Source organism: Leifsonia sp. P73 (assembly GCF_051059105.1).
GTDB lineage: Bacteria > Actinomycetota > Actinomycetes > Actinomycetales > Microbacteriaceae > Leifsonia.
Genome location: NZ_CP194931.1, coordinates 2,251,680 through 2,276,304, shown reverse-complemented (window position 1 = coordinate 2,276,304; position 24,625 = coordinate 2,251,680). Strand labels below are relative to the sequence as shown.

Sequence of the window (24,625 nt, the reverse complement as noted above, 5' to 3'; positions counted from 1 at the left end):
ACCCCACGGCCCCCGAGCCCTCCACCCCCGAGCCCATCTCCACCACCCCCGACCGTCGAAGGGCACGTCGTTGTCACTTCCGGCCCTCCCAAGCGACAACAACGTGCCCCTCGGCTGACGGTCGGGGAAGCGTGCGCGACCTGGATAGGATGAGCGCGGGTTGCCACGAGGCAAAGCGCGGAACAGCACGGAGCGGGGGAGCATGGCGGCGACACGTCGTGAGGTGGCGGAGGCCGCCGGCGTCTCCGTCCGGACCGTCTCCAACGTCGTCAACGGTTTCGACCACGTCGCGCCGGCGACCCGGGAGCGCGTCCTCCGCGTCATCCACGAGCTCGAATACCAGCCGAGCGAGCTCGCGCGCAGCCTGAAGGTGGGGCGGTCCGGGCTCATCGGGTTGATGCTGCCCGAGCTGGACACCGCCTACTTCGCCGAGCTCACCCGCGCTTTCGTCGAGGGCGGCGCCGAGCGCGGGCTCACCGTCGTCGTCGACCAGACCGACGGCGACCGGGAGCGCGAGCTCGCCCTGCTCCGCCGGACCGCGGGCGGCTCGCTCTTCGACGCGCTCGCCCTGAGCCCGCTCGCCCTCCGCGCGGAGGACCTGGAGGCGCTCGCCGCGGGGCCGCTCGTGTTCCTCGGCGAGGATGAGTTCCCGGGTTACGACAAGGTGATGATCGACAACTTCCAGGCCGCTCGGGAGGCCGTCGAGCACCTGCTTGCCCAGGGCCGCCGCCGCATCGCCGCGATCGGCGCCGAGCGCAGCCACCGCGCCGCCAGCTCGCAGCGCCTGGAGGGCTACCGCGCCGCGATCCGCGCGCACGCCGACCTCGGCCTCCCCGAGATCGTGGAGTACGTGGAGGGTTTCCGCCGTCCGGAGGGTGCCGCGGCGATGCGCCGCCTGCTCGACAGCGGCGAACGGTTCGACGCGATCTTCTGCTTCTCCGACGCCCTGGCCCTCGGCGCGCTGCGGACGCTGCATGAGGCGGGGGTCTCGGTGCCCGACGAGGTGGCGGTGGTCGGCTGGGACGACATCGAGGACGGCCGCTTCTCCATCCCCTCGCTCACGACGGTGAGCCCGGACAAGCAGTGGCTGGCCGAGACGGCGCTCGACCGCATCGTGCGGCGGCTGGCCGGGGAGGCGCTGGAGCCCGAAGTGCTCGTGGCGCCGCACCGGCTGGTGGTGCGGGAGAGTGCGCCGGTGGTGGGGGCTCCCGAGTGATCGTCGCCCTGTGATTCCGCACATTTTCCAGAATGTGTTTGCATCGAGGCAAATCGCGCGCTAGCATCCTGATCGTGCCATTTGCATCGAGGGAAATTGAACAGGGCGGCGACGCGGCCGACTCGCAGGCCGTGCCGCGCCCGGAGTACCCGCGCCCGCAGTTCGTGCGCGACCGCTGGCTGAACCTCAACGGCGTGTGGAGCTTCGGCTTCGGCGCGGCCGAGGCGACGGAGGCCGCCGGCACCGCCGCTCCCGCCACCTGGACCCTCGACCGCGACATCCTCGTCCCGTTCGCCCCCGAGTCCGAGCGCTCCGGCATCGGCAGCACCGACTTCCACCCCGCGGTCCGCTACCGGCGCACCGTGGAGGTCCCGGCGGCCTGGGCCGACGACCGCCTCCTCCTCCACTTCGGCGCGGTCGACTTCGACACCACCGTCTGGGTGGACGACATCGAGGTCGGCCGGCACCGCGGCGGCTTCACCCCGTTCACGATCGACATCACGGACGCCGTGGCGGGATCGCCCAGCGCCACCTTCACCCTCTCCGTCCTCGCCGAGGACGACCACCTCACCATCCAGGCGCGCGGCAAGCAGTCCCGACGCCCCGAGAACTACGAGGCCTTCTACACGCGCACGACCGGCATCTGGCAGACGGTCTGGATCGAGCCCGTCGCCCCGGCGCACTTCGGCCGCCCGGTGATCCGTCCCGACCTCCCGTCGTCGTCGTTCGCCGTCGAGCTCGACGTCGCCTCCCCGGCCGCCGGGCTCACCGCGCGGGTCGACATCAGCGACGCCGACGGCCTCGTCATCACCCGTGAAGTGGAGGTGACGGCGCAGGTGAAGCCGGTCCTCACCCTCCCGATCCCCGCCGACCGCCTCCGCACCTGGTCGCCCGAGGACCCGCACCTCTACACGGTCCGCTTCACCCTCCTGCGCGGCGGGACCGTGGTCGACGCCCTCGACAGCTACGCCGGGATGCGGTCCATCGCCATCGACGGCCGCCGCGTCCTCCTCAACGGCCGCCCGGTCTTCCAGCGCCTCGTCCTCGACCAGGGCTACTGGCCCGACACCCTGATGACCGCGCCCAGCGACGACGCCCTCGTCGCCGACATCGAGCTCGGGATGGCCGCCGGCTTCAACGGCGCCCGCCTCCACCAGAAGGTGTTCGAGGAGCGCTACCTCTTCCACGCCGACCGGCTCGGCTACCTGGTCTGGGGCGAGTTCGCCGACTGGGGCGCCAAGGTCGGCCCGGGCGGCCCGCAGGAGCCGACGCTTTCGTTCATCGCCGAATGGGTGGAGGCGGTCACCCGCGACCTCTCCCACCCGTCGATCGTCGGCTGGTGCCCGCTCAACGAGACGTTCCAGCCGATGACCGACCGGATCACCGTCCTCGACGACGCCACCAAGGCGCTCTACGCGGTCACCAAGGCGATCGACCCCACCCGTCCGGTGATCGACGCGTCCGGCTACTCGCACCGGGTGCCCGGCGCCGACATCTACGACTCGCACCTCTACGAGCAGGACCCGGACGTCTTCGCGCAGCGCATGGGAGAGCCTCGCCGACGGCCGCCCGTACGTCAACACCGCGCTCGACGGCGCCGAGTGGTCCGTCCCGTACGCCGGACAGCCGTACTTCTGCAGCGAGTTCGGCGGCATCTGGTGGTCGGACAGCGACCGCGCCGGCGACGACTCCTGGGGGTACGGCGAAGCGCCGCGCACCCGCGAGGAGTGGGTCGACCGGTTCCGCCGGCTCGTGGACACGCTGCTGGACGACCCCGGCATGTTCGGCTACTGCTTCACCCAGCTCACGGACGTCTTCCAGGAGAAGAACGGCGTGCTCGACTTCCGGCGCGTGCCGAAGTTCGACCTCCGGCTCCTGCGCGACATCCAGTCGCGACCCGCGGCCTACGAGCGCGACGACGTCCCGCCCCTCGAACCCTGAACCGAGGCGCGGGCCCGGCTCCACAACCCCCGCACCACCCGCCACGCAACGCACCACCTGACAACACAGGCACCACACAAAGGAGTGGACACCCATGCGCAAGAAACTGATCCTCGCCGCCGCCGCCGTCTCGGCGGTCGCGCTGGCGCTCGCCGGCTGCTCGTCGGGAGACGGCTCCAGCAGCGGCAAGACCACGCTGACCGTCGTCGGCTTCGAGGGCGGCGGCACCGAGCTCGCCGACATCCCCCAGATCAACGCCGACTTCCACAAGAAGTACCCGGACATCACGATCGACTACAAGTACGTCGCCAACGGCGAGTACGACCAGTACAACAACACCCGCCTCGCCGCCGGCACCGCCGCCGACGTCCTCATGACGAACGCGACCCGCGTGCAGCAGTGGCAGAAGCAGGGCTACCTCGCCGACCTCAGCGACCAGTCCTGGGTGAAGCAGCTCCTCCCGAACGTCGCGCCGTTCGGCGCGATCGGCGGCAAGACCTACGCGTTCACCCAGCAGAACATCCCGATCGGCCTGTACGCGAACCTCGACATCCTGAAGAAGGCCGGCATCAGCCAGGTCCCGCAGACGTGGCCGGACTTCCTGGACGCGCTGCAGAAGCTGAAGGCCGCGGGCCAGCCCGGCCTGCTGCTCGCCGACCAGGGCGGCTGGACCAGCGAGCAGCTCTCACTGGCGCTCGCCGCGAACCTGGTCGACGCCAAGTGGGGACAGGGCTACGACGAGGGCAAGACGAACTGGAACCCGACCTTCACCCCGGTCTTCGACCACATCAAGCAGCTCCTGACCACGGGCGGCGTGGACGGCAAGCTCATGAACGGCATCGAGCCGTTCAACACCGGCAACGCGGACTTCGCCGCCGGCAAGTGGGCGTTCACCATCATGGGCGCGTGGGAGCTGCAGAACTTCCAGCAGAACGCGAAGTTCGACTTCTCGCTCAACCCGTTCCCCGGCGGCGACGCGGGCAGCAGCCCCTACGGCGTGACCTTCGTCGGCTCCGGCTGGGGCGTCAACGCCGCCAGCCAGCACACCGACGCCGCGAAGAAGTACGTCGCCTTCATGGCCGACCCGGCCAACGACAGCCGCTACTTGGCCGCGGAGAACTCGTTCACCACGCTGAAGAACGTGCCGAGCCCGACCATGGAGAAGGCGAGCGCCTACGTGGACGCCTTCAACGCCGGCCACTCGCAGGTCTCGCCGATCGAGTACCTGCACTTCCCGACCTACGAGCAGGAGTTCTGGAAGGTCGGCACCTCGCTCTTCAACGACCCGTCGCAGTCGACGAGCACGCTCCTCAAGCAGCTCGACCAGACGATCCCGAAGACGAAGTAGTCACACCCGTCCCGGCCGGGGAGCGGGCACGCCTCCCCGGCCGGGCAGCCATGCACCACCGCACCACCGCACCCGCTCGACCCAGCCCCGAAAGGCGATCCCATGCAAATCCGTGGCCGTTCCGCGATGGTGCTGATCGCGCCGGCAGCCCTGATCTTCGCCGTGTTCGTGATCTACCCGCTGATCCGCGGCGTGCAGCTCAGCTTCACCGACGCGATCGGGCCGAGCGGCGGCAACTTCGTCGGGCTGAAGAACTACCTGCACGCGCTGTCCGACCCCACCGTCCTGCACGCGCTCGGCAACACCATCGTCTACACGATCGTGGTCGTCGTCGTGCAGAACGGCCTCGCCCTCCTCGTCGCGTTCTGGCTGTTCAAGCTGGAGCGCGTGCGCAACTTCGTCCGCGCCGGCCTGCTGCTGCCCGCGATGATGGCCTTCGTCGCCGTCGGCTACCTGTGGTCGTACATGTACTCGCCGCTGGGAGGCCCGATCGACGACGTCATGGACGCCCTCGGTCTCCACGCCCTCGAACCGATCTGGCTGGGCGACCCGCACACCGCGCTGATGTCGATCGCGGCCATCTACATCTGGATGTTCCTCGGCTACACCGCCACGATCTACCTGGCGAACTACATGGCCATCGACCCGGCACTGATCGAGGCGGCGAACCTCGACGGCGCCGCCGGCTGGCGCCGGTTCTGGAGCATCGACTGGCGGCTGCTCGCGCCGTCCTTCACGATCAACATCACGCTCAGCGTCATCGGGTCGCTGCGGGTGTTCGACCTGCCGTTCATCATGACGCAGGGCGCACCGGCCGACGCCACCCAGACGCTCAGCCTCGTCATCTACAACAACAGCTTCGCGAACTACCAGTTCGCCTACGGCACCACGCTCGCCGTCCTGCTGCTGATCCTCACGATCGTCGTGGGCGTCACGCAGGCGACGCTGCTGCGCCGACGGGAGGCCGACCTCGCATGACCGCACTCATCAGCCAGGAGACCGAGGCCGCCCGCGACGGCGGCGTCACGCCCACCGGCCCCACCGCCCGCGCGCCGCGGTTCCGGTCCCGCCGCTTCCGCTCGCGCGCGTCGACGGTCATCGCCTCCGTCGTCCTGCTCGCGTTCACGGCCGTGGTCCTCACGCCGATCTGGGTGCTCGTCACGGTGTCGCTGCACCACGGGAACACCTCCCCGTCGAACCCGTTCGCCCTCCCGGCGCCGATCGACTTCCAGAACTACGTCACCGCGTTCCAGAACATGCACTACCTGCGCAGTGTCGGGAACACGCTCATCATCACGCTCGCCACCGCGGTGATCACCGTGTTCGCGGCCTCCCTCGCGGCCTGGGCGATCGTGCGGCACACCCGGCGCTGGACGCGCACGCTGTACCAGATCTTCGTCTCCGGACTCACCATCCCGATCTTCGTCGTGCTCACACCGCTGTACGAGGTGATGCAGAAGCTGCACCTGCTGGACAGCTACATCGGCATCGTGCTCGCGTACACCGCGACGATCATGCCGTTCGCGGTGTTCTTCTTCGCGGGCTTCCTGCGCACCGTGCCGCCGGAGCTGGAGGAGGCCGCGGCGGTCGACGGCGCCGGGCTCATCCGCACCTACTGGAAGATCGTCTTCCCGCTGCTGCGCCCGGCGACGGCGACGCTGGCCATCTTCGTCATCCTGCAGGTCTGGAACGACCTGATCCTCCCGCTCGTGCTGCTCTCGTCGGACGACAAGCAGACCGTGACCCTCGCCGTCTACGCGACGATCGGCACCCACACGATGAGCCCGGAGCAACTGCTGCCGACGCTCGTGCTGGGCGTGCTGCCGCTGTTCATCGTGTTCCTGGCGCTGCAGCGGTACGTCGTCGCGGGCATCGCCGTCGGCGCCGGGAAGTAGCACCCCCACCGCCGAAGGGCACGTAAACGCCCCCGAAAGCGCGTTTGGGGGCGTTTACGTGCCCCTCGACGGCGGAAGGTCAGCGGCCCTGGGCGGACAGGGCGTCGAGGGCCGCCACATCCTCGGGCGCCAGCTCGAAGTCCAGCTCGGCGTTCTCCGCGATCCGCTGCGGTGTCGTGGACTTCGGGAGCGGGAGGACGCCCTTCTCCAGCAGGTAACGGAGGCTGACCTGGGCGCCGGTCTTGCCGTACTTCTCCGCGATCAGCGCGATGTCCTCGTCCCCGATCAGCCGCCCGGTCGCGAGCGGGGAGTAACCCTCGACGAGGATGCCGCGCTCCTGGCAGTAGGCCGTCGTCTCGGGCTGCGTGTGCCCGACGAACCAGCGGATCTGGTCGACGTGCGGCACGACGCTCGTCCCGCCGATGAGCGACTCCAGGTCGGAGACGACGAAGTTGCTCACGCCGATGGAGCGCGTCCGGCCCGCGTCGTACAGCTCCTCGAAGACCTTCCACACCTCGATGTTCCCTGCGCGGTGGTCGCTGCCCTGGTGGTTCCACGGCCAGGGCGCGTGGATGAGGTAGAGGTCGATCGGCCCGAGGTCCAGGAGCTCGGACGACCGGTCGAACGCGTGGCGTGCGCCCGCGGCGTCCTTCACCTCGGCGGGGCACTTGGTCGTGATGAAGACGTCCTCGCGCAGGAGGCCGCTGTCGCGCACCGCCCGTCCGACGCTCGCCTCGTTGCCGTAGGCGCGCGCCGTGTCGATGTGCCGGTAGCCGACGTCCAGCGCCGTGCGCACCGAGTCGTAGGTCAGCGGGCCGTCCGGGATCTGCCAGGTGCCGAACCCGATCTTCGGGATCTCGACGCCATTGGACAGGGCGAAGGTGTCGGTGAGGACGGGCATAGGGGGTCTCCTTTCGGCGGGCGGATGCGGGCCATCGTAGACCCCGGGGGTCTCGGGACGCCGTGACGGTCATTGCCGCCGGCTCCACCCCTCGGTAGCATCCGAGCCATGTCCACCGATGAGCGCAGGCCGAAGATCCGCCGGACGCCGAACCTCGCGATCACCGTCCTCGTGACCATCTACGTCGTGGCGCTGATCAGCGCGGTCGTCCTCTACTTCGTCGGCTTCGCCATCCGGGGGACCGACGCCGCGGGCGCCGCGGACGTGTTCGCCTGGGGCAACCGGCTCGGCGTGCTCGGGGTGCTCGGCGGGATGCTGCACCTCGCCGTCGGGGCCATCCGGCACATCGTGGAGGACAATGCGCGCTAGGGCGGCGGAGGCGGGCGCACCCCGCCCCGTCCTCTGGCTTGCCGCGTCGGTGCCGGTGGCGCTCGTCATCGACGTCTTCGTCGCCGGGTTCGGCCGGTTCGCCTGGTGCGGGTTCGGCTGCTCCCAGGCGCCGGGCGAGGCCGGGGTCGCCCTCGGGAGTCTGTCGATCGTCGCCCTCGTGACCTTCCTCGCCGTCGCCCTCCCGCCCTGGATGCCGGGCTGGCGCCGCCCGGTCGTCGCTGCCGCGGTCGCGCTCGTGGTCGTCGGAATCGGGGCGTCCTGGGTGTTCCTGTCCGGCTGACCCGGGGCTACGTTCGCGATGACGCCCCATGAGCGGAGCGCTGGAGGAGGACACCGTGGACACTGACGCAGACCCGGCCGGCCGCCCGTTCGCGGTGATCGGCGCCACCGGCCGGCAGGGCGGCTCCGTGGTGGACGCCCTCCTGGAGCGCGGCGCCCGCGTCCGGGCCCTCGTGCGTGACCCCGACGCGCCGGCTGCCCGGCGCCTCGCCGAGCGCGGCGTCGAGCTCTCGGTCGGCGAGCTGGACGACGCCGCCTCCCTCGACCGCCTGTTCGCCGGCGTTGCCGGCGCGTTCGCGATGACCACGCCGCGCGGCGGGATCGAGCACGAGACGGCCTCCGGGATCGCCGCCGCCGACGCAGCCGCCCGCGCCGGGGTGCCGCACTACGTCTTCAGCTCGGTCGGCGGCGCGGAACGGCACACGGGCATCCCGCACTTCGAGAGCAAGCGCCGCGTCGAGGAGCACCTGGACGCGCTCGGCCTGCACCGCACGATCATCCGGCCCGTGTTCTTCATGGACAACCTCGCGGCGCGGTCGGTCAGCGTCGAGGACGCCCAGGCGGTCGTGAGGATGGCGCTGCCCGCGCACGTCCCGCTGGAGATGGTCGCGGTGCGCGACATCGGCCGGGTCGCCGCCGCGATCCTCCGCGGCGGGACGCCGGTGGAGGGGTCGAGCCTGGAGATCGCGGGCGACCGCCTGACCGGGGACGACATCGCCGAGGCGATCGGACTCCATGCCGGGCTCCCCGCGCGCTACGAGGCGCTGCCGCTGGAGGCCGTCGCGTCGTTCGGGGACATGGCGCAGATGTTCCGCTGGTTCGCGGAGACGCCCGCGTACCAGGCCGACTTCGCGATGACGCGCGCGATCGACCCGGAGCTGCTGGACCTGAGCGCGTGGCTGGCGCAGTCGGGGTGGATGCCGGGGCGGTGACGCCTAGCGGTGCCGCGGCTTACGCGGCGGGCGCTCGTCCCGCCGCTGCTCCCGAGGCCGCCGCTCCTCCCACTCCCCGCGCTGCCGCCGCGCCCCCGGCCCGTTGTCCGGCCGGATCTCGATCAGCTTGCCGCTGATCCGGGTCCCCGACAGCCGGGACAGCGTGTCGGCCGGGAGGTCCGCCGGCAGCTCCACGAGCGAGAAGTCGGGCATGATCCGGATGTGGCCGAAGTCCTCCCGGCTCAGGCCGCCCTCGTTCGCGAGCGCGCCGACGATCTGGCGCGGCTCCACCTTCTGCCGCTTGCCGACCTCGATGCGGTAGGCCGCCATCGGCTTGTCACTGCGCTCGCGTCGCGGAGCCCGCTCACCCCGCTCGCCGCGTCCGCCGCGGTCGTCGCGTCCGGCGGAGCGGGTGTCGCGCCCGTCCCGCTCCACGCTCCGCGCCAGCGCGTCGTCCTCGTTCAGGAGCAGCGGCTCGTCGCCCTGCGCCACGACCGCGAGCGCCGCCGCGACGTCCGCCTCCGGAACGTCGTGGTGCTCGACGTAGTGGCCGATGATGTCGCGGAACCGGGTGACCCGCTCGACCTGCGCCAGCGCCGCGGTGATCGCGTCGTCGAACCGGGCCAGCCGGGTGACGTTGATGTCGTCCACGCTCGGCAGCTGCATCGGCGTGAGCGGCTGGCGGGTCGCCTTCTCGATGGCCGTCAGCAGGCGCCGCTCGCGCGGGGTGACGAAGCTGATCGCGGCGCCGCTGCGTCCCGCGCGGCCCGTGCGGCCGATCCGGTGGACGTACGACTCGGTGTCGACCGGGATGTCGAAGTTGACGACGTGGCTGATCCGCTCGACGTCGAGGCCGCGCGCGGCGACGTCGGTGGCGACCAGGATGTCGAGCTTGCCCGACTTGAGCTGCTCGACCGTCCGCTCACGCTGGGCCTGCGCGACGTCGCCGTTGATCGCCGCCGCCGAGTAGCCGCGGGCGCGCAGCCGCTCGGCCAGGGTCTCGGTCTCGTTCTTGGTGCGGACGAAGATGATCATCCCCTCGAAGTTCTCGACCTCCAGGATGCGGGTGAGCGCGTCCACCTTCTGCGGGTACGAGACGACGAGGTAGCGCTGCGTGATGTTGGGGGAGGTGGTGGTCTTGGTCTTGACCGTGATCTCCTCCGGGTCGTGGAGGTACTTCTTGGAGATGCGCCGGATCGAGGCGGGCATGGTCGCCGAGAACAGCGCAACCTGCTTGTCGTCCGGGGTGTCGGCGAGGATCGTCTCCACGTCCTCCGCGAACCCCATCTTCAGCATCTCGTCGGCCTCGTCGAGCACCAGGTAGCGCAGCTCGGAGAGGTCGAGCGTGCCTTTGTCGAGGTGGTCCATGATCCGGCCGGGCGTGCCGACCACGATGTGGACGCCGCGTCGCAGCGCCGAGAGCTGCACGCCGTAGCCCTGGCCGCCGTAAACGGGCAGCAGGTGGACGCCGCGCATATGCGCGGCGTAGCTCTCGAACGCCTCCGCGACCTGCAGGGCCAACTCGCGGGTCGGCGCGAGCACGAGCGCCTGCGGCGTCTTCTGCGACAGCTCGAGCCGGGAGAGGATCGGGAGGGCGAACGCTGCCGTCTTGCCCGTGCCGGTCTGGGCGAGCCCGACGACGTCGCGGCCCTCCAGCAGCAGCGGGATCGTCGCCGCCTGGATGGCCGACGGGGTCTCGTAGCCGAGCTCCTTCACGGCCTTCAGGACGTGGGAGTCGAGGCCCAGGTCCGCGAAAGTGAGGGAGGCCTCCGTCTCCGCGGCGTCGTCGGTCGTCTCGGTCGGGGTCTCGTTCTCGGGGGTGCTCACCCTTGAACGGTAGTCGCCCCCTCCAGCAACCGCACCTCCGCGCGCGGCGGGACGACCGCGGGATGCGTCCCCGCCATCCGCTCCAGCACCCGCACGACCTGGCAGGAGTAGCCGTATTCGTTGTCGTACCAGACGTAGAGGACGAGGTTGGTTCCGTCCGCGATGGTGGCGAGACCGTCCACGATGCCGGCGCGGTGCGCTTCGTTGGTCGGTGACCGGGTGGCGTGGCGGGTGATTTAAGGGCGAGGCCGAATGGCGCGGCGTGATGACAGCCCGGGCGTGCGGCCGCAGCGTCAAGGCGTCGTTTATCGAGCGCTCCGACAGGGAGTGCATGATTCCTCATATTAGAAATCGTGGCCTGACAGCGTGCTCGCGGCGAGGAGCCCGGTGATTCAGATGTGCGCAGATGCGCCATACAAACTAGAGGGAGTGAAGCTAATGCGGATCGGGTCTTCTTTGGCAGCTCTTGGTGCTGTTGCAGTGTTGATGACCGCGGGGGCGGGGGCTGCTGTTGCGGATGAAGGATTGACTGCCGACTCGGTTCCTTCGATCGTGGCAACGAGCTCGGGATACGTTGACCAGCTTGAGAAGCTCGTCGGAACGCAGAGCGAAGAGGAAATCGAGGCGATCGAGAACCTTCCTGGCCCGGTGCAGCTACTTGTGGATTCCGAGACCGGGGAGACCCTGGCCGCTATCCCCGAGCAGATCACGCTGTCGCGCGCCCTCACGATCGTTGGGCCCGGATGTTCGACAACGAGCATGTGCTTGAAGAACAGCGTCCCCAATGGCTACCAGGGCACCGGTTCCTTGTCCGGGTCCTGGAAAGGGGTGACCCAGGTTGCCACGGGGGATAGGGCTGGGACGTTCACCTGGAACGGCATCAACAACTCTTGGGCTGCAAGGTCCACGCTCAACCTGACCGGCGGTGTGACGGTGACGAAAATCTCTCGCTGATAGCGACGGCTGTCCAGCGTGGTTGGCCGCCGAGCGCGCAAATGCTACCGGTCGCCGGTAGGGCCGTGGCCTAGGTAGTCGCCCCCTCCAGCAACCGCACCTCCGCGCGCGGCGGGACGACCGCGGGATGCGTCCCCGCCATCCGCTCCAGCACCCGCACGACCTGGCAGGAGTAGCCGTATTCGTTGTCGTACCAGACGTAGAGGACGAGGTTGGTTCCGTCCGCGATGGTGGCGAGACCGTCCACGATGCCGGCGCGGTGCGAGCCGACGAAGTCGCTGGAGACGACCTCCGGGGACTCCACGTAGTCGATCTGCTGGCGCAGCTGGGAGTGCAGCGACACCCGGCGCAGGTAGTCGTTGACCTGCTCCTTCGTCGCCGGCCGCTCCAGCGTCAGGTTGAGGATCGCGAGGGAGACGTCCGGCGTGGGGACCCGGATGCTGGAGCCGGTGAGCTTGCCCGCGAGCGACGGCAGCGCCTTGGCGACCGCCTTCGCCGCCCCGGTCTCGGTGATCACCATGTTGAGCACCGCCGACCTGCCACGCCGGTCGCCCTTGTGGAAGTTGTCGGTGAGGTTCTGGTCGTTCGTGAACGAGTGGACCGTCTCCACATGCCCGCGCACAATGCCGTACGCGTCCTCCAGCGCCTTGAGCACCGGGGTGATCGCGTTGGTGGTGCAGGAGGCCGCCGAGACGATGCGGTCGGCCTCGGTGATCGTGTCGTCGTTGATCCCGTGCACGATGTTCTTCAGCGGCGACTTGCCCGGCGCCGTGAGCAGGACCCGCGCGACACCCGGGCCGGCCAGGTGCTGCGCGAGCCCGGCCTCGTCCCGCCAGCGGCCGGTGTTGTCGACCACGATCGCGTCGCGGATGCCGTAGGCGGTGTAGTCCACGCTCGTCGGGTCGTCCGAGTAGATGACCTGGATGCGGGTGCCGTTGGCCACGAGGACGTCGTGCTCGGCGTCGACCGTGACCGAGCCGGGGAACGGCCCGTGCACCGAGTCGCGGGCGAGGAGGCTTGCGCGCTTGTCGAGGTCGTTGACCGACCCGCGGCGCACCACGATCGCCCGCAGGCGCAGCCCGTTCCCGTTGCCGGCGTGGTTGATGAGGATGCGCGCGAGCAGCCGCCCGATGCGGCCGAAGCCGTAGAGGACGACGTCGGTCGGCCCCGCCGCGTAGGTGGAGTGCGCGCTGTCGAGCTCGGCCCGCACCCTGGCCTCCACGTCGGCGTCGTCCAGCCCGCGCACCGACATGGCGAGCCGCCCGACGTCGATGGAGGCCGGCGCCGGCGCGATCCCGAGCAGCGCGGTGAGCACCGCCGCCGTCTCCTGCAGCGTCAGCTCCTCGTGCCCGAGCTCGCGGGCGCGGTCGTGCACCGAGATGACGCCGGTGGCGGACAGGTTGATGAGCCGGTGGCCGTGGATCGAGGTGACGACGCCGTGGTCGCGGTAGAGGCGCCCGATGAGCGGGATGAGCTGCTCGGCCTGCACCTCCCGCGCGACCCAGGCCGCGCGGTGGGATTCGAAGGCGTGCGGGTGGTCGGTGTTGAAGGTGGTCACGCTCGGTACTCAGGGCCTTCCCGCGTCGGATGAACGCGTCTGTTCGTCTGGCTGCGGAGGTCGCCCGCACTGCGACCGTAACGGGCGAACGCCGGTTCTTGGCGCGGTAGAGCGCCGAAAGATCCCGTGATCTTTCGCTTGCGGCAAGAAGTGCGCGGTTCGGCCGCGCAGGAACCCTAGAACTTATCGGGCGAGTCGATCTTCTCCCCGGCGAGCACCTGCGGCGGCGTGCTCGCGTCGCCGCCGACGGACGCGATGAACCCCTGCAGCTCGGGGTCGGCGAAGAACGTGCGGAACGCGTCCTGCGTCTCCCACTCGTCCATGATGACGACGAACCCGTCGCCCACGGCGAACTGGTGGTGCAGCGCACCGGCCGCCTTGGCGCGATCGGCGATCTCCCGATACTCGCCGGCGCGCTCCGTGAGCGAACTCGTGAACGTCGCCGTGTCGCCGGTGAACTTGGTTGCGATGAGAACAGACATAGCGGTACCTCCTGCGGTCTCCCCTCTGGAACGGTGCCGATGGTAGCGCGCGGGGTGGGCGGCGGCAACGGAGACCGAGGGGCCCTCGTGATGTCGGAGGGAGTGTCGCTAGACGCCCCCTCCGCCGCCCCCGCCGCCCCCGCCGCCGGAGAATCCGCCGCCTCCGGTGCCGCCGGACGACGAGCTGCTCGTCATCGTCGTGCTGGAGGAGATGCCGCCGACCAGCTGTGAGAGCACGGCCGCGTTGAACGCGGTCTGCCCTGCGTACCAGGTCGGCGTCTCCCCGGTCTGCTCGTAGAACCTCCCGAGCTCGGCCAGCCACTTCTTCTCCTCGCCGAACAGCACGGCCCACGGGAGCAGGCGCTCGTTCAGCCTCAGCATCTCGCGCGGGTCGCCCACCGCGACGGGCACGCGCTCCGCGCCCTGCGGCGACTGGAGGTAGCGGATGCGGTCGGCCTCGGCGAGACGCACGTACATCCGCATCCCGTCCACGTACTCGCGGAGCGCAGTCCCGGTGGCGGTGAGGGGCGAGCGGGAGACGAGAGCGGCGGTGGCGATGAAGAGGAGGACGGACGCGATCAGGATCAGGATCGGCACCGCGCCTCCGTAGACGCCGACGATGCACAGCACCGACCCGACGACCGCGAGCGCGGTCGCGATCAGGCCGGTGAGGAACACCGCGCGGACCGGGCCGCGCGGGCCACTCGTCCGATAACCGGAGTCGGTGACCTCCCTGTGCACGCGCTTCATAACCGACTGGATGGCGCGCGCGACGCTGGTGTTCGTCGAGCCGAGCTCCAGCGTGGTGCCCGGGACGACCGACTCGCCGAACAGCGCCCGGAGGAACTGCAGCTCGGTCGGCGTCGGGTGCGGGTCGCGCAGTGCCTGCCGCCCGGTCGCCTCCGTACCGACGAGCTCGAGCGTGTACCGGGGCCGCCCGAGGAATCCCGCCGACTCCAGCACGCGGACCCTGCCGCTCACGGCCAGGTCGAGAGTCTGCGCGGCGACCGCTTTCTTGCTGAGGCCGGTGACGTCCGCGGTGAGCAGCAGCCCCTCCTTCGGCGGCACGTACTCGGGGACGATCGTCCCGCGTCCCGGCGCGTCGCGCAGCAGGCGCACGCGCACGACGACCGCGCCGGCCAGGCTGAGAAGGACGAGCAGGAGGCCGCCGGCCGCCGCGAACCCCCAGCCGGTGTCGAACAGCCCGTCCGCGCGCGGCGTGAAGGTGCCGGGCGCGAACCCGATCGCGAACGTCAGGTTCTCCCGCGGACCGAGCCCCTCGGCCGAGAACCGGAACCCGTCGCCCGTCCGCTCGACGCCGGCCTTCTGGGTCGAGCCCTGCACGCCGCGGTAGGCGGACGCCTCCCCTGCAGCGCGCCCGCGAGCCCGGGCCCGAGGTGCACCGTCGCGGTGACGCGGTCGAACGGCTGCGCCCACGCGGTCCCGTTGGTGTCCCAGTAGAACTCGTCGTTCCCGGTGTCGGGGAAGTACCGCGTGACGTTCGTCTGCCGGTAGGTGATGACGTACGTCTGGTCTCCGTGGACGAAGTGGCCGGCCGCGATCGTCAGCGTGCGGACGCCGTTGCTGGAGTCGCTGGTGTAGCCGCGCGGGGCGCCGTTCTGATCGGTCACCGACACAACCTCCAGGCCGGTCGGATGCCCGTCGAAGTCCTCGACCAGCTCCCGCCGGATGCCGTGGTTCTGGTCGGTCTGCGGGAACCGCGCGACCAGGGTCTCCACAGTGGTGAGTGTGGAGTGGCCCTGTGCGTCGCGCGAGAGGCGGTAGTCGCCGTCGAAGCTCGCGAAGGTGAAGTCGTCGACGGTGGTGGGGGAGGCGGCGTGCGCGTGCGCGGGGGCTGCGCTCGCGCTTGTGCTCGCGCCCGCGCCGACGAATGTCGCGACCACGGACAACGCAGCCGCGACCGTCGCGCGGAGCAGTCTCCCGCGGCCACGGCCAGGCTGCGGGCCACGCACATTCATCTGCATCCGCGGTCGCGAACCGCCCACCGTGATCGACACCCGTCTAGCGTGACATGCCGCGAAGGAACTCACCGCTTACGCACCGCTCTGGGAATCCGGAGATCCGAACGGAGCAAACCCGCCACGATGTCGGCCCCACTGCTTCCGGCCGCCGAGGATGACGAGCGCTGGAGATGGAGATCGGCCACGACGTGACACGCGCCCGGCCCACGCACCCGAGGGCGCGGACCGGGCGCGTGGGCTTAGCCTCAGCGGACGATGTCCTCGTCGAGGGTCTCCGCCGTCTCGACGCTCGCCGAAGGCACGGGCGCCCCGGCCCCGGAGGGCACGCTTCGGCGGAATCCGCGCGTGAGGTAGGCGAGCCAGCCGATGCCGATCGCCAGCCAGATCGCGCCGACGATCTGCGCGCTGGGCTGAAGCTGCGACAACAGCGCCAGATCGACGACGGCTCCGACGATGGGGACGAGTGAGAGCAGCGCTCGTGCGGCGCGGGACCGTGTCATCCGCTCCCTCCAGATGAGAACGAGGAACGAGACGTTGACGGCGGTGAAGGCGAGGAAGGCCCCGAAGTTGATGAGCGAGGTCGCCTGGGCGATGTCCAGCCCGAGCCCGATGAACCCGACGGCTCCGACGATGAGCACGTTGATCCACGGGACCCGGTACTTCGCGCTGAGCCGGGAGAACACCCGCTTCGGCAGCACGCCGTCGCGGCCCATCACGTAGAGCAGTCGACTCGACGTGGCCTGGATCGCGAGGCCGGACGCGAACCCGCCGACGATCCCCACGATGTTGAGCGCGTCGGCGAAGAACTTCCCGCCGGCCTGGACCGAAATGGTGTACCCGGCGATGTCCGCGTTCTGGAAATGGCCGCCCGGGTGCACCAGCTGCATGAGCCAGGACACCACGACGAAGATGCCGCCGCCGATCGCGACTGTCAGCAGGATTCCACGCGGAATGGTGCGCTGCGGGTTCTTCGTCTCCTCGCTGAGGGTGCTGATCGCGTCGAATCCGAGGAACGAGTAGGCGGCGATGGCCGCAGCGGATGCGATCGCCGCGATCGAGGTGTTCGGGTTCAGGAGGGCCGCGCCGGCATCCGGCGCGGGGCGCGCCGCCAGGTAGCCGATCATCACGATCGCGAAAACGGCGATTCCGACCAGCGCCAGAACCGTCAGCGCAGTGTTGACACGATCCGCGAGCACGATGCCGAGCACGTTGATCACGGTGGTCAGGCCGATGTTGAGGACCAGCCACGCCCAGATGGGAACGCCGGGGAACTGAGCGTTCAGGTAGATCGACTGGATGAGCCAGGCGACCATCGGCAGGAACAGGTAGTCGAGCAGGATCGCCCAGCCGACCAGGAACCCTGGTCCGCGTCCGAGCATGCTGCTCGCGTACGTGAACGACGATCCCGAGCTCGGGAAGCGTTTGGCAAGAGCGGCATACGACAGGGCGGTCAGGAGCATGGCCGCCGTGGCGGCCAGATATGCCATGGGAGCTACGCCGCCGCTCACCTCGGCCACGACGCCGAAGGTGGACTGGACGATTCCGGGTGCCATGTAGGCGAGCCCGAAGAAGATCACTCCTGCGAGCCCGAGCCGCGTGGCCAGAGTGACGGGTTGGTGCGAGGTCATGCGGTTTCCTCCTGGGTGGGGGTCGCTGGTGTCCAGCGTGCGGGGTCGAGCGTTCCTGCGTACAACGGCAGTTCGATGGCACGGTCGCCCGTGGTGAACTGCGACCACGGGCGGGAGACGGCAGCGGTGCCGTACCGGCGCGTGGTGGTCACGGCGTCGAAGTCGACGACGTCGGTGAGGAGCGTCGTCTCGGAGGACGGAGAAGCGACGCGGATGCGCCCTTCGGGGTCGACGAGCAGCGACCGGCCGCGGGCGGTGGGCGCGGCCGAGTTCACGGATGCGACCCAGCACTGGTTGACGATAGCGTTCGCCTGGGTGATCACCACCTCCTGCTGACGGTCGCTGGTGTCGGTCTGCACGAGGCACAGGACCAACTCGGCGCCCATCCACGCGAGGTGCCTGGTGAGCTCGGGGAACCACGAGTCGTAGCAGATCGAGAGGCCGACGCGCCCGCGCCCGGGGATGTCGAAGACGACGAACTCCGTACCGGGCCGGGAGACCTCGAGGGGGCGCCACGGGAAGACCTTGCGGTAGGCGGCAACTTGTCGGCCGTCCGGCCCGAATACAAGCGCCGTGTTGTACACGCCCCCGGCACCGTCGGCTTCGTAGATGCTCCCTGGCACGAGCCAGATCTTCAGCTCAGCCGCCAGTTCCGAGAGTGCCCGCAGACGGTCGTCGCCGACCGTCACGGCGAGCTGGTGGGGCTGCTCGTCCCCGCCCGGCGTGGTCAGGTGGAGTTCGGGGAAGACCCACAATTCGATCTCGGGATGAATGCGCACGTGCGCTCGCAGCGTGTCCGCGAAAGCGGCGATGTCTCCCTGTGCGGGGACTTGTGCCAGTGCGAGGGGGAGCAGTCGGGTCATGTGGGCCTTCCGAATGAGTTAACGAAGTTTTGTTTAATAAACGTGTCGCTGTCAAGAGCCGGCCATCGAGCGCCCTCGGCCCAGCCGCGGCAGGGTCGAGCATTGTGGCAGAGTGGGCGGATGGCACGTCCGCGCAACCAAGAGGCCAGGCGACGCGAGATCGTGGAGGCGACCGCTCTCACATTGGTCGATCGTGGGTACGCCAAGACGCGCCTCCGCGACATCGCGGAGGCCGCGGGGGTGACTCCGGCCTCGGTCCTGTACTACTACCCCGAGATCACGGACCTCTTCGCGGAGACCTACGCTATCGCCGCAGCCGAGTACGTCGCGCACCGACGCGAACGGATGCTCGCCGAATCCGACCCGTTCGGCAGGCTACGGGCCGGCATCGAGTCGGGCGTCCCTGTTCCGGGTACGGAGTCGGCCGCGGCGACTGTCCTCCTGGTCGAACTCGAGCCGATGGCGAGCAGGCATCCGGTTGTCGCGCGCGAACACGGTGCGTTTCTCGAGGCGCAGGAGGACCTCTACGCTCAGGCTCTCGAGGAGGGCGAGGCGGCCGACGTGTTCCGTCTGGCGCTGGGCGTCAGGGACACGGCGCGGACGCTCGTCGCCATGGAGGACGGCCTCGCCCTCGACGTGCTCACCGGGCGTGCGGACCACGACAAGACGGTGGCCCTCATCGTCGCGGTCGCGCGGACCCTGACGGGGGGACGACAGCAGTAGGAGCCGAACTATGGAGCGAGTGACGGGAATCGAACCCGCGCTATCAGCTTGGGAAGCTGAAGTTCTACCATTGAACTACACTCGCGTGGCCTGGAATCCCAGTAAATCACTGGGAAGTAAGGTTGCCGCCCACACTACCCGCTCAATGGTTTTTGGCCAAACTCACCGTTTACTCACCGCTTTGGGTCGGTGCCTGTTCAAAGCTTTGGGTCGGCGCCTGTTCAAAAGGGTCGAATCGCGCCGAGCTGTAGGGCTGCAATAAGGAATACATCCCAACTGGGTGTGCTACATTTATGTGAGGGATTCGCAGAAGGCGTATCGGGATCGCAGCCCGGAATCTCACAAAAACAATGGAGACCCGGGTTCGAGTCCCGGCTTCGGTTCATGCCGAATGTAGCTCAATAGGACAGAGCACCTGTGTTTTCTTTCAGGCCCAGCTAGGGGCTGTCCAAGCGCCCGACGCGCGAGCCGCTGCCTCAATTTCAGACTCTCTGAGTCCGAGTGGCGCGTAATCCAATCGCGCGAAGCCGACAAGGCTCCGTCGCCAAGAACTTGAATTACGCGCTTTAGACGACTCCACCTCGTAATCCCGAATCAGAAGCGCACCCCACACCTGTCGCGGCCAGTGCGCTTGCAAGGCAAAGTTGACTTCTCGAGCGAGCGATTTGGTAACGGCGAACACCAGATAGAGGTGACCCACGGAGAACGACACGCGGCCGCCGGCGACGGCGCTAGTGTGCGGTTCCAGCACGATCCGTTGCCAAAGCCCCGCTGCGTTGGCTGACATAGTTGCCAATTGCTTTAACAGGCGAGGATTCGCGCGGCCCCCTTCATGGATTTGAGAATTTCGCATCTCCCGCAAGACGTGGAAGAGCTCAAGAGACGTCGCTGAGTAGGAATGACCAGTGGCATTGAATAGTGCCTCGTGCATCGTCGCTGGCCCGAGTTTGCGCTTGCCGGGGACTGGTACCGGTGTGCCGCTCGAGCGAAGCATTTCGATGACGGTGATGACGAAGTCTTCGTGGATGGACAGCCCGTAGGGAACGGATACAGCAGCGACGTGTTGATCGGCGTCGTCGAGCAATTCCTTTGCTCGATCGGTCACTAGGTTGAAGCGATCGATATCGTCGACGCGTGGAAAGATCTCCGGGAGGAATCGGTCTGATCCTTCCGTGAGAGTCAAAGTATGCGACGCAAGGCGGGAACCGGCAAGTAGCGCGATCATTGCGTTGTTTACTGTGATGCGCTCGCTGTTGACTCGCTTAAACTCCGCGAAATGTACGAGGGCCACGGGACGGCTCCTATCTGTTTCCGAAGCACCGTATGGAGCTGTCCCTGAAGGTAGCGAGTTGAGCCCGAATGATGCGACGCCAATTATGGTGTCAAGCGCTGCTGGAAGCCGAGGCGGTCCATTTGCCGACCGCCACCTGACCTTCTGCATGTCGCCTCGCGGCGCGCCGAAGGCGTTAACCGCGAGCGCCCCTCAGCTACAGAGCGAGGAGCCCTTCACGTCACTTGGCCCTCGATGTTCCGTCAAGCCGGATACGGTGAGTGCGGGGATCTCGCGCTTGGCGAGGCCAAGAGCAAGAAAGGCTAGCAATGCCCGAGAATTCGATGGCTGATTACGACCCGTTCGAGTTGAACACCTACCACGTGGAGGGTGAGCTACCTTGGCAGGACAGCCATCACGGCGTGCCACTCCAGGTTGGAGACGGCTTTCTCGACGCGAGCAGCAACTACCGGAGGTTTCGGGTCGTGGACGTTTGGTACAGCACCGACAGCCATGGTGCGTTCGACGTGGGGCGCCACGTCTTCCTTAAGGACGTGACCGCGAGCGCGGACGATCGGCTCGCTGCATTGCAGCCGGACTATTTCCGAAAGGACTGAGAACTCCTGCCGCGTCTTCTTCCTACGCAATGGTTTAGGTCGGCGGCCGGAGGTGACGGTACCAGCCTCGGTGCGGATATCAAGACCGCATCGCCACTCAAATTGGGGCGGGCCAGCTCCTTCGGGTGTCGTGCCCGGCGCGAGATCATCGAATCATGCCAGGTTCGCCACGTATCCGACCAGCGACACTTGCGGACCTGGACGAGCTAATTCAACTCGCGAAAGAGACGTTCCCGGACGACCGAAGTGTCCTTCGTTCGCTGTTGCAGCCGGAGGTTGAGAACTGGCAATCCCGAAAATCTGTAACTCTGGTCGCAAGAGACGAGTTGGGCGCATTTCTCGGCTATAGCCGTGCGCGGCCGAATGTCGCTTTCGAGGAAGAGCGGTTACACGGCCAGGTTGCCGTGGTGACTCACGTAGCTGTACAGATCGAGCGACGAAGTGAGGGTGTCGGATCGGAGCTGCTTCGACGCACACTCAAGACGCTTCGCCTGCTCGGATACAGCATCGCGATGGCTCAGGTGCCTCTTGAACTTAGGGGTTGGTATTCAGATGGCGGGTGGACCGTCCACCAACCAGGCGAGCTCGTCGTTTGGATCGAACCACCCGGCCCCCACGACGAGGTGGAATGGACTACTGCGCCGCGGACGTTTGCGCCGATCCTCTACCTGGACTATCTGCCGCCCTACCCACTGATAGCGGAGTTCCGCCTGCTCGAAACCGAGCTGATCGCGAAATGGAAGATAGATGGCCGCGCTGGCGGAATCGAAAAACACCATCGGGTCCTGGCCGGCCTTGCTCACGAGCTTCGAGCTGATCCGACGCTGAAACAGCGGATACCTCAGGGTCTCGTTCGAGCCATAGGCCAACAGGATTCACATAGCGCCGCCTATCGCCTACTGACCCAGGGTGAACGACCTTGATGATCTCGGGTACATAGAGTTACAAAAGCGTACACGGCGTGCCCGAACCGGACGCGCCGATTTTCAGTGACGAGGGGACGGGAATGCACTCGCGAGTGATGATTCTGACGGGGGCAGGAGCAAGTACCGCCCTCGGCAGAGACAAGCCCTTGGCGATGATGTCAGAGTGGGCAACATCGCTGGTCGAGGAACTCGGGTACGCAGCCGAATTGCTAGGGCTGACACCGTCAATGGACGGCGATAGGTTCGAGGCCGCACTCGGGCGCTTTCTCCGTTTTGCGGAAGCCCTCCCTACCGTTGAGCCCCTACACAAACTGGGTGGGATGCAGTCTCTTATTGGAGACGGAACTCAGGTTCAGACGGTCCTCGATTCCCGCGCCTGGCTCAATTTCGCGACGCAGAACGTAAACGCGATCAGGCGCGTCGTCTGGCAGAACCTGTACGAACAATTCACGATGGACCGCGTTGACGAGGAAAAGGCCTATCGCAGCTACAAGCGGCTTCACGATCTGATCCGCAATTCACTGAGGCGCGACGACCAAGATCCAATTTTCCTGGTCCACGCGACGACAAACTTCGATCGCGCCATCGAGGCAGCTATCGACTTAGAGTCGGAGCGCGTGAATGCCAACATCGTCAGCAAAGACGGGTTTATTTCAACCTTCGCCGGTCGTCGGCCGCAGTGGGCGCCAAACACACTTGAGTCCGCAGATCACGATGGGATCATCCCTGTTCTGCACCTCCATGGTGCGGTTGGGTGGTACTTCACCGAGGACGGTACGATCCAATCGCGACCCAGCGATGAGAAGATCGACGACCGACTTACGCCAGCACTACTCCTGCCAGATGACACCAAGAGCGTCCCTGGCTTTCCCCTCCCCTGCAGGAGATGTGGTCCACATTCCGGCGACAACTCGCGAATTGTTCTCATGTGCTTGTGCTCGGCCATAGCTTGCACGATGCGCACCTGGTAGAAGAGCTGAGCGAATCGGGCAAGCCCATCGCTGCAGTTGCGTATGCGCCTCGAATCAACGGTCATTACGATGCCCTGGCTTCGAAAGACGCGACGGCATTGTCTGCTGCGCTCCCCGACGTGAAGCTGATCGGCGGTGACTTCGGTCAAGGTGCGAAGTGGTCCGATTTGGATGCAGCGGAACTCAAGCTCTGGCTACGGGATCCCACTAGAAAATAGTGGAATCCAAGTACTGAGCGTGAAATCACTTCTCCTCCTCTAGGAGGAAATTGCCGCCGGTGAGTCGCTGCGCAAGATGAGCAACGCTGAACACCGTGCGGACCGCAGGAGGCTGCTTCTCCGGTGGAAGCTCCAACTTACCCAGCAGCGTCGGCAGCAGATATTCGGCGAGAGCAACCTTCGCATCCTGGACCTGGAGTTGTTGTAGGGCGTACTTCAGGTCGATCTTTCGTTTTCGCACATTCTGGATTGCTGCGTGGACTCCCTCAGGAGTTACTTTGTCTCCCCGTTCCCGAAGGACCGCGAGCAGAGCCCGCTCGAGTTCGAGGTCGGTGAAATTAGCGAGCTCATACGTGTACTCGCCCCAGACGCGCACCTCCACGAGTGTGTCCAACTCATCTTGCGTGAGCGTGCCGCCCTGTCGCGCGACTTCCTCGCGGAGGATTCGTTGGAGGGCGGCTCGGGTTTTGAGAACTGCATCGGCGTTACCGTACCGAGGGCCCTCCGGGTCCATTGCCACATATATCGCGGTCGGACTACCTTCAACTGCGAATCGATTTCCGTAAACCTCTGAAATGCGAGGCGCCACGAGCTTGGCGACTTGATTGGGCCAGTCGCTCGACGTTGATTGGCGGAAGATCCGAACGCGGTCAGGCCGAAGGAATCCGAGCTCGCTTAGTAGGGCGCCAAGCTGGATTTCCTCAGTCTCGCCTTCCACGACGAATAGAACCCGTGCGTATGGCGATAGCGAGAACTTCGAAAGGGAACGTTCAAGGCTTGAAGCGCTTGGATTATTGCCGATGCGGTCAAGCATGATGTCCCGCGTCATCGAAGATCGCTCGGCGATTGGGAGCGGCTCGAGTATCCCATCGTCGACCAACTGGTCGTGTGCGCGTAGGAAGAGCTCAGCAGCAATTCGCTTCCAGATCGCTTCGAGGACCTCGCCTGACGCCTTGAACCAGCCTGAGGGTCCGGAGTGGCGTAGCAGTTCCCACCAATCACACATTGGGTCGAACCCTCTCGCGGACCGCAAGTAGAAGTCCGCGACGCGCAGCAGTTTCGACGAATCGAATCGAACCGCTGCGAGACGCTGCTCGGCTCTGATCGAGAACTGTGCGACGTCAACCTGGTCTTGGTCGACACCATTGAAATAGCTAACCCGCCCAAGGACTTGGGGCAAAAACGCGCCCGACAACGCGGCCAGACTCAAGCTCTCGTGTCGTCTCGACTGCGCGGCGCTGACCAGTTCAGCGCGACGTAACCAGCCCCCAGCCCGAAGATCGTCCCAATCCCGCAGGGCATATCGAAGCTCCAACAGTTGCCAGGGGCTGTAGAAGTATCCGTCCCACCATCGGTCCACAGCGCCATCTGGTCTGATATGCGGCCACCACAACGACTGACCCTCTTGCTGCGGGTCGCGCAATCCCCCCACACTTGCCCAGTGAACAAACTTCCCTTCGTGCTTTGAGACATCCAACGCTCGACCGCTGATCTCTTCATCGTCGGCACGAAAGAATGGAACGAGTACGCCGTATTGGTTGAGAGCCTGAAGGTCGACGAGGCTTATCCGGTAACCCCAGGCCTTCGCCTCAGAGATGAAGTCTTCGCTTGAGAGAAGCCGCGACTGCGAGAACACGTGATCGATCGATAAGAGGTCGATCGAACTTGTGGCGGGGGTCAGACGCATCGACTTCTCCTTCAGAG

General features: G+C 67.2%; 24 protein-coding genes, 1 tRNA gene and 1 pseudogene. 14 read left to right on the top strand and 12 right to left on the bottom strand.

Annotated elements, in window-relative coordinates; translation table 11 throughout:
• Positions 1-223 precede the first annotated feature (223 nt).
• The 5 genes from ACQ86L_RS11520 to ACQ86L_RS11500 all read left to right on the top strand — a co-directional run bounded on the left by ACQ86L_RS11520 (position 224) and on the right by ACQ86L_RS11500 (position 6,400).
• Positions 224-1,216 carry a LacI family DNA-binding transcriptional regulator gene (locus ACQ86L_RS11520; RefSeq protein ID WP_434315523.1) on the top strand — a complete coding sequence of 331 codons (993 nt, stop codon included), beginning with the start codon at positions 224-226 and terminating at the stop codon, positions 1,214-1,216.
• A gap of 74 nt (positions 1,217-1,290) precedes the next feature.
• A complete protein-coding gene (locus ACQ86L_RS11515) occupies positions 1,291-3,267 on the top strand; it encodes a glycoside hydrolase family 2 protein (protein WP_434315522.1) in 1,977 nt (658 codons plus the stop codon).
• Positions 3,252-4,505, top strand: a complete 1,254-nt coding sequence (locus tag ACQ86L_RS11510; RefSeq protein WP_434315521.1) for an ABC transporter substrate-binding protein — start codon at positions 3,252-3,254, stop codon at positions 4,503-4,505. Before ACQ86L_RS11515 ends, ACQ86L_RS11510 begins: the two co-directional genes overlap by 16 nt.
• A 102-nt stretch (positions 4,506-4,607) precedes the next feature.
• Complete coding sequence (locus ACQ86L_RS11505) at positions 4,608-5,483, top strand: carbohydrate ABC transporter permease (protein WP_434315520.1); 876 nt, start codon at positions 4,608-4,610, stop codon at positions 5,481-5,483.
• The gene (locus ACQ86L_RS11500; RefSeq protein WP_434315519.1) at positions 5,480-6,400 is read left to right on the top strand and encodes a carbohydrate ABC transporter permease; all 921 of its coding nucleotides are present in this window, start codon (positions 5,480-5,482) and stop codon (positions 6,398-6,400) included. Before ACQ86L_RS11505 ends, ACQ86L_RS11500 begins: the two co-directional genes overlap by 4 nt.
• Positions 6,401-6,479: 79 nt before the next feature.
• Here ACQ86L_RS11500 and ACQ86L_RS11495 read toward each other — a convergent pair whose 3' ends face one another.
• Positions 6,480-7,301, bottom strand: a complete 822-nt coding sequence (locus tag ACQ86L_RS11495) for an aldo/keto reductase (RefSeq protein ID WP_434315518.1) — start codon at positions 7,299-7,301, stop codon at positions 6,480-6,482.
• Positions 7,302-7,409: 108 nt separating this feature from the next.
• On the opposite strand from ACQ86L_RS11495, the gene ACQ86L_RS11490 reads away from it, so the two are divergent.
• From ACQ86L_RS11490 to ACQ86L_RS11480, 3 genes are read left to right on the top strand one after another with little or no spacing between them, the layout of a single operon-like run.
• Positions 7,410-7,670 carry a hypothetical protein gene (locus ACQ86L_RS11490; RefSeq protein WP_434315517.1) on the top strand — a complete coding sequence of 87 codons (261 nt, stop codon included), beginning with the start codon at positions 7,410-7,412 and terminating at the stop codon, positions 7,668-7,670.
• Complete coding sequence (locus tag ACQ86L_RS11485; protein WP_434315516.1) at positions 7,660-7,971, top strand: hypothetical protein; 312 nt, start codon at positions 7,660-7,662, stop codon at positions 7,969-7,971. The genes ACQ86L_RS11490 and ACQ86L_RS11485 overlap by 11 nt, the downstream gene beginning before the upstream one ends.
• A gap of 55 nt (positions 7,972-8,026) precedes the next feature.
• Positions 8,027-8,902, top strand: coding sequence for an NmrA/HSCARG family protein (locus tag ACQ86L_RS11480; RefSeq protein WP_434315515.1), 876 nt, complete (start codon positions 8,027-8,029; stop codon positions 8,900-8,902).
• 3 nt (positions 8,903-8,905) lie between these two features.
• Here ACQ86L_RS11480 and ACQ86L_RS11475 read toward each other — a convergent pair whose 3' ends face one another.
• Entirely contained in the window at positions 8,906-10,729 is a 1,824-nt protein-coding gene (locus ACQ86L_RS11475; protein ID WP_434315514.1) for a DEAD/DEAH box helicase, read from the bottom strand.
• Positions 10,726-10,929 (bottom strand): annotated as a pseudogene (locus tag ACQ86L_RS11470) (glyceraldehyde-3-phosphate dehydrogenase); the annotation flags it as partial. The gene ACQ86L_RS11475 and the pseudogene ACQ86L_RS11470, both read right to left, overlap by 4 nt.
• Before the next feature lie 166 nt (positions 10,930-11,095).
• On the opposite strand from ACQ86L_RS11470, the gene ACQ86L_RS11465 reads away from it, so the two are divergent.
• Positions 11,096-11,683: a hypothetical protein gene (locus ACQ86L_RS11465; protein WP_434315513.1), complete on the top strand. Its 588-nt coding sequence runs from the start codon at positions 11,096-11,098 to the stop codon at positions 11,681-11,683.
• A gap of 70 nt (positions 11,684-11,753) precedes the next feature.
• Here ACQ86L_RS11465 and ACQ86L_RS11460 read toward each other — a convergent pair whose 3' ends face one another.
• From ACQ86L_RS11460 to ACQ86L_RS11435, 6 genes are all read right to left on the bottom strand, one after another.
• Complete coding sequence (locus tag ACQ86L_RS11460; protein ID WP_434315512.1) at positions 11,754-13,241, bottom strand: glyceraldehyde-3-phosphate dehydrogenase; 1,488 nt, start codon at positions 13,239-13,241, stop codon at positions 11,754-11,756.
• A 176-nt stretch (positions 13,242-13,417) separates the two neighbouring features.
• Positions 13,418-13,723 (bottom strand): hypothetical protein, encoded by a 306-nt coding sequence (locus tag ACQ86L_RS11455; protein WP_434315511.1) that lies wholly within the window; start codon positions 13,721-13,723, stop codon positions 13,418-13,420.
• A gap of 108 nt (positions 13,724-13,831) precedes the next feature.
• Positions 13,832-15,067, bottom strand: coding sequence for a DUF2207 family protein (locus ACQ86L_RS11450; protein ID WP_434315510.1), 1,236 nt, complete (start codon positions 15,065-15,067; stop codon positions 13,832-13,834).
• Positions 14,977-15,627 (bottom strand): DUF2207 domain-containing protein, encoded by a 651-nt coding sequence (locus ACQ86L_RS11445; RefSeq protein ID WP_434315509.1) that lies wholly within the window; start codon positions 15,625-15,627, stop codon positions 14,977-14,979. The genes ACQ86L_RS11450 and ACQ86L_RS11445 overlap by 91 nt, the downstream gene beginning before the upstream one ends.
• A 323-nt stretch (positions 15,628-15,950) precedes the next feature.
• A complete protein-coding gene (locus ACQ86L_RS11440; RefSeq protein WP_434315508.1) occupies positions 15,951-17,333 on the bottom strand; it encodes an APC family permease in 1,383 nt (460 codons plus the stop codon).
• Entirely contained in the window at positions 17,330-18,196 is an 867-nt protein-coding gene (locus ACQ86L_RS11435) for a carbon-nitrogen hydrolase family protein (protein ID WP_434315507.1), read from the bottom strand. Before ACQ86L_RS11435 ends, ACQ86L_RS11440 begins: the two co-directional genes overlap by 4 nt.
• Before the next feature lie 120 nt (positions 18,197-18,316).
• On the opposite strand from ACQ86L_RS11435, the gene ACQ86L_RS11430 reads away from it, so the two are divergent.
• On the top strand, positions 18,317-18,919 hold the full coding sequence (locus ACQ86L_RS11430) for a TetR/AcrR family transcriptional regulator (RefSeq protein WP_434315506.1): 603 nt from the start codon (positions 18,317-18,319) through the stop codon (positions 18,917-18,919).
• A gap of 11 nt (positions 18,920-18,930) precedes the next feature.
• Here ACQ86L_RS11430 and ACQ86L_RS11425 read toward each other — a convergent pair.
• A tRNA-Gly gene (locus tag ACQ86L_RS11425) sits at positions 18,931-19,004 on the bottom strand.
• 342 nt (positions 19,005-19,346) lie between these two features.
• Positions 19,347-20,210, bottom strand: coding sequence for a hypothetical protein (locus tag ACQ86L_RS11420; RefSeq protein WP_434315505.1), 864 nt, complete (start codon positions 20,208-20,210; stop codon positions 19,347-19,349).
• A 323-nt stretch (positions 20,211-20,533) separates the two neighbouring features.
• Here ACQ86L_RS11420 and ACQ86L_RS11415 point away from each other — a divergent pair, with 323 nt between their 5' ends.
• From ACQ86L_RS11415 to ACQ86L_RS11400, 4 genes are all read left to right on the top strand, one after another.
• Positions 20,534-20,806 carry a hypothetical protein gene (locus ACQ86L_RS11415; RefSeq protein ID WP_434315504.1) on the top strand — a complete coding sequence of 91 codons (273 nt, stop codon included), beginning with the start codon at positions 20,534-20,536 and terminating at the stop codon, positions 20,804-20,806.
• A 155-nt stretch (positions 20,807-20,961) separates the two neighbouring features.
• A complete protein-coding gene (locus ACQ86L_RS11410; RefSeq protein WP_434315503.1) occupies positions 20,962-21,729 on the top strand; it encodes a GNAT family N-acetyltransferase in 768 nt (255 codons plus the stop codon).
• Positions 21,730-21,767: 38 nt separating this feature from the next.
• A complete protein-coding gene (locus tag ACQ86L_RS11405; RefSeq protein WP_434315502.1) occupies positions 21,768-22,703 on the top strand; it encodes a hypothetical protein in 936 nt (311 codons plus the stop codon).
• Positions 22,667-22,921, top strand: coding sequence for a hypothetical protein (locus ACQ86L_RS11400; protein ID WP_434315501.1), 255 nt, complete (start codon positions 22,667-22,669; stop codon positions 22,919-22,921). Before ACQ86L_RS11405 ends, ACQ86L_RS11400 begins: the two co-directional genes overlap by 37 nt.
• Before the next feature lie 25 nt (positions 22,922-22,946).
• On the opposite strand, the gene ACQ86L_RS11395 is transcribed toward ACQ86L_RS11400, so the two are convergent.
• On the bottom strand, positions 22,947-24,608 hold the full coding sequence (locus ACQ86L_RS11395; protein ID WP_434315500.1) for a hypothetical protein: 1,662 nt from the start codon (positions 24,606-24,608) through the stop codon (positions 22,947-22,949).
• Positions 24,609-24,625: the final 17 nt, after the last annotated feature.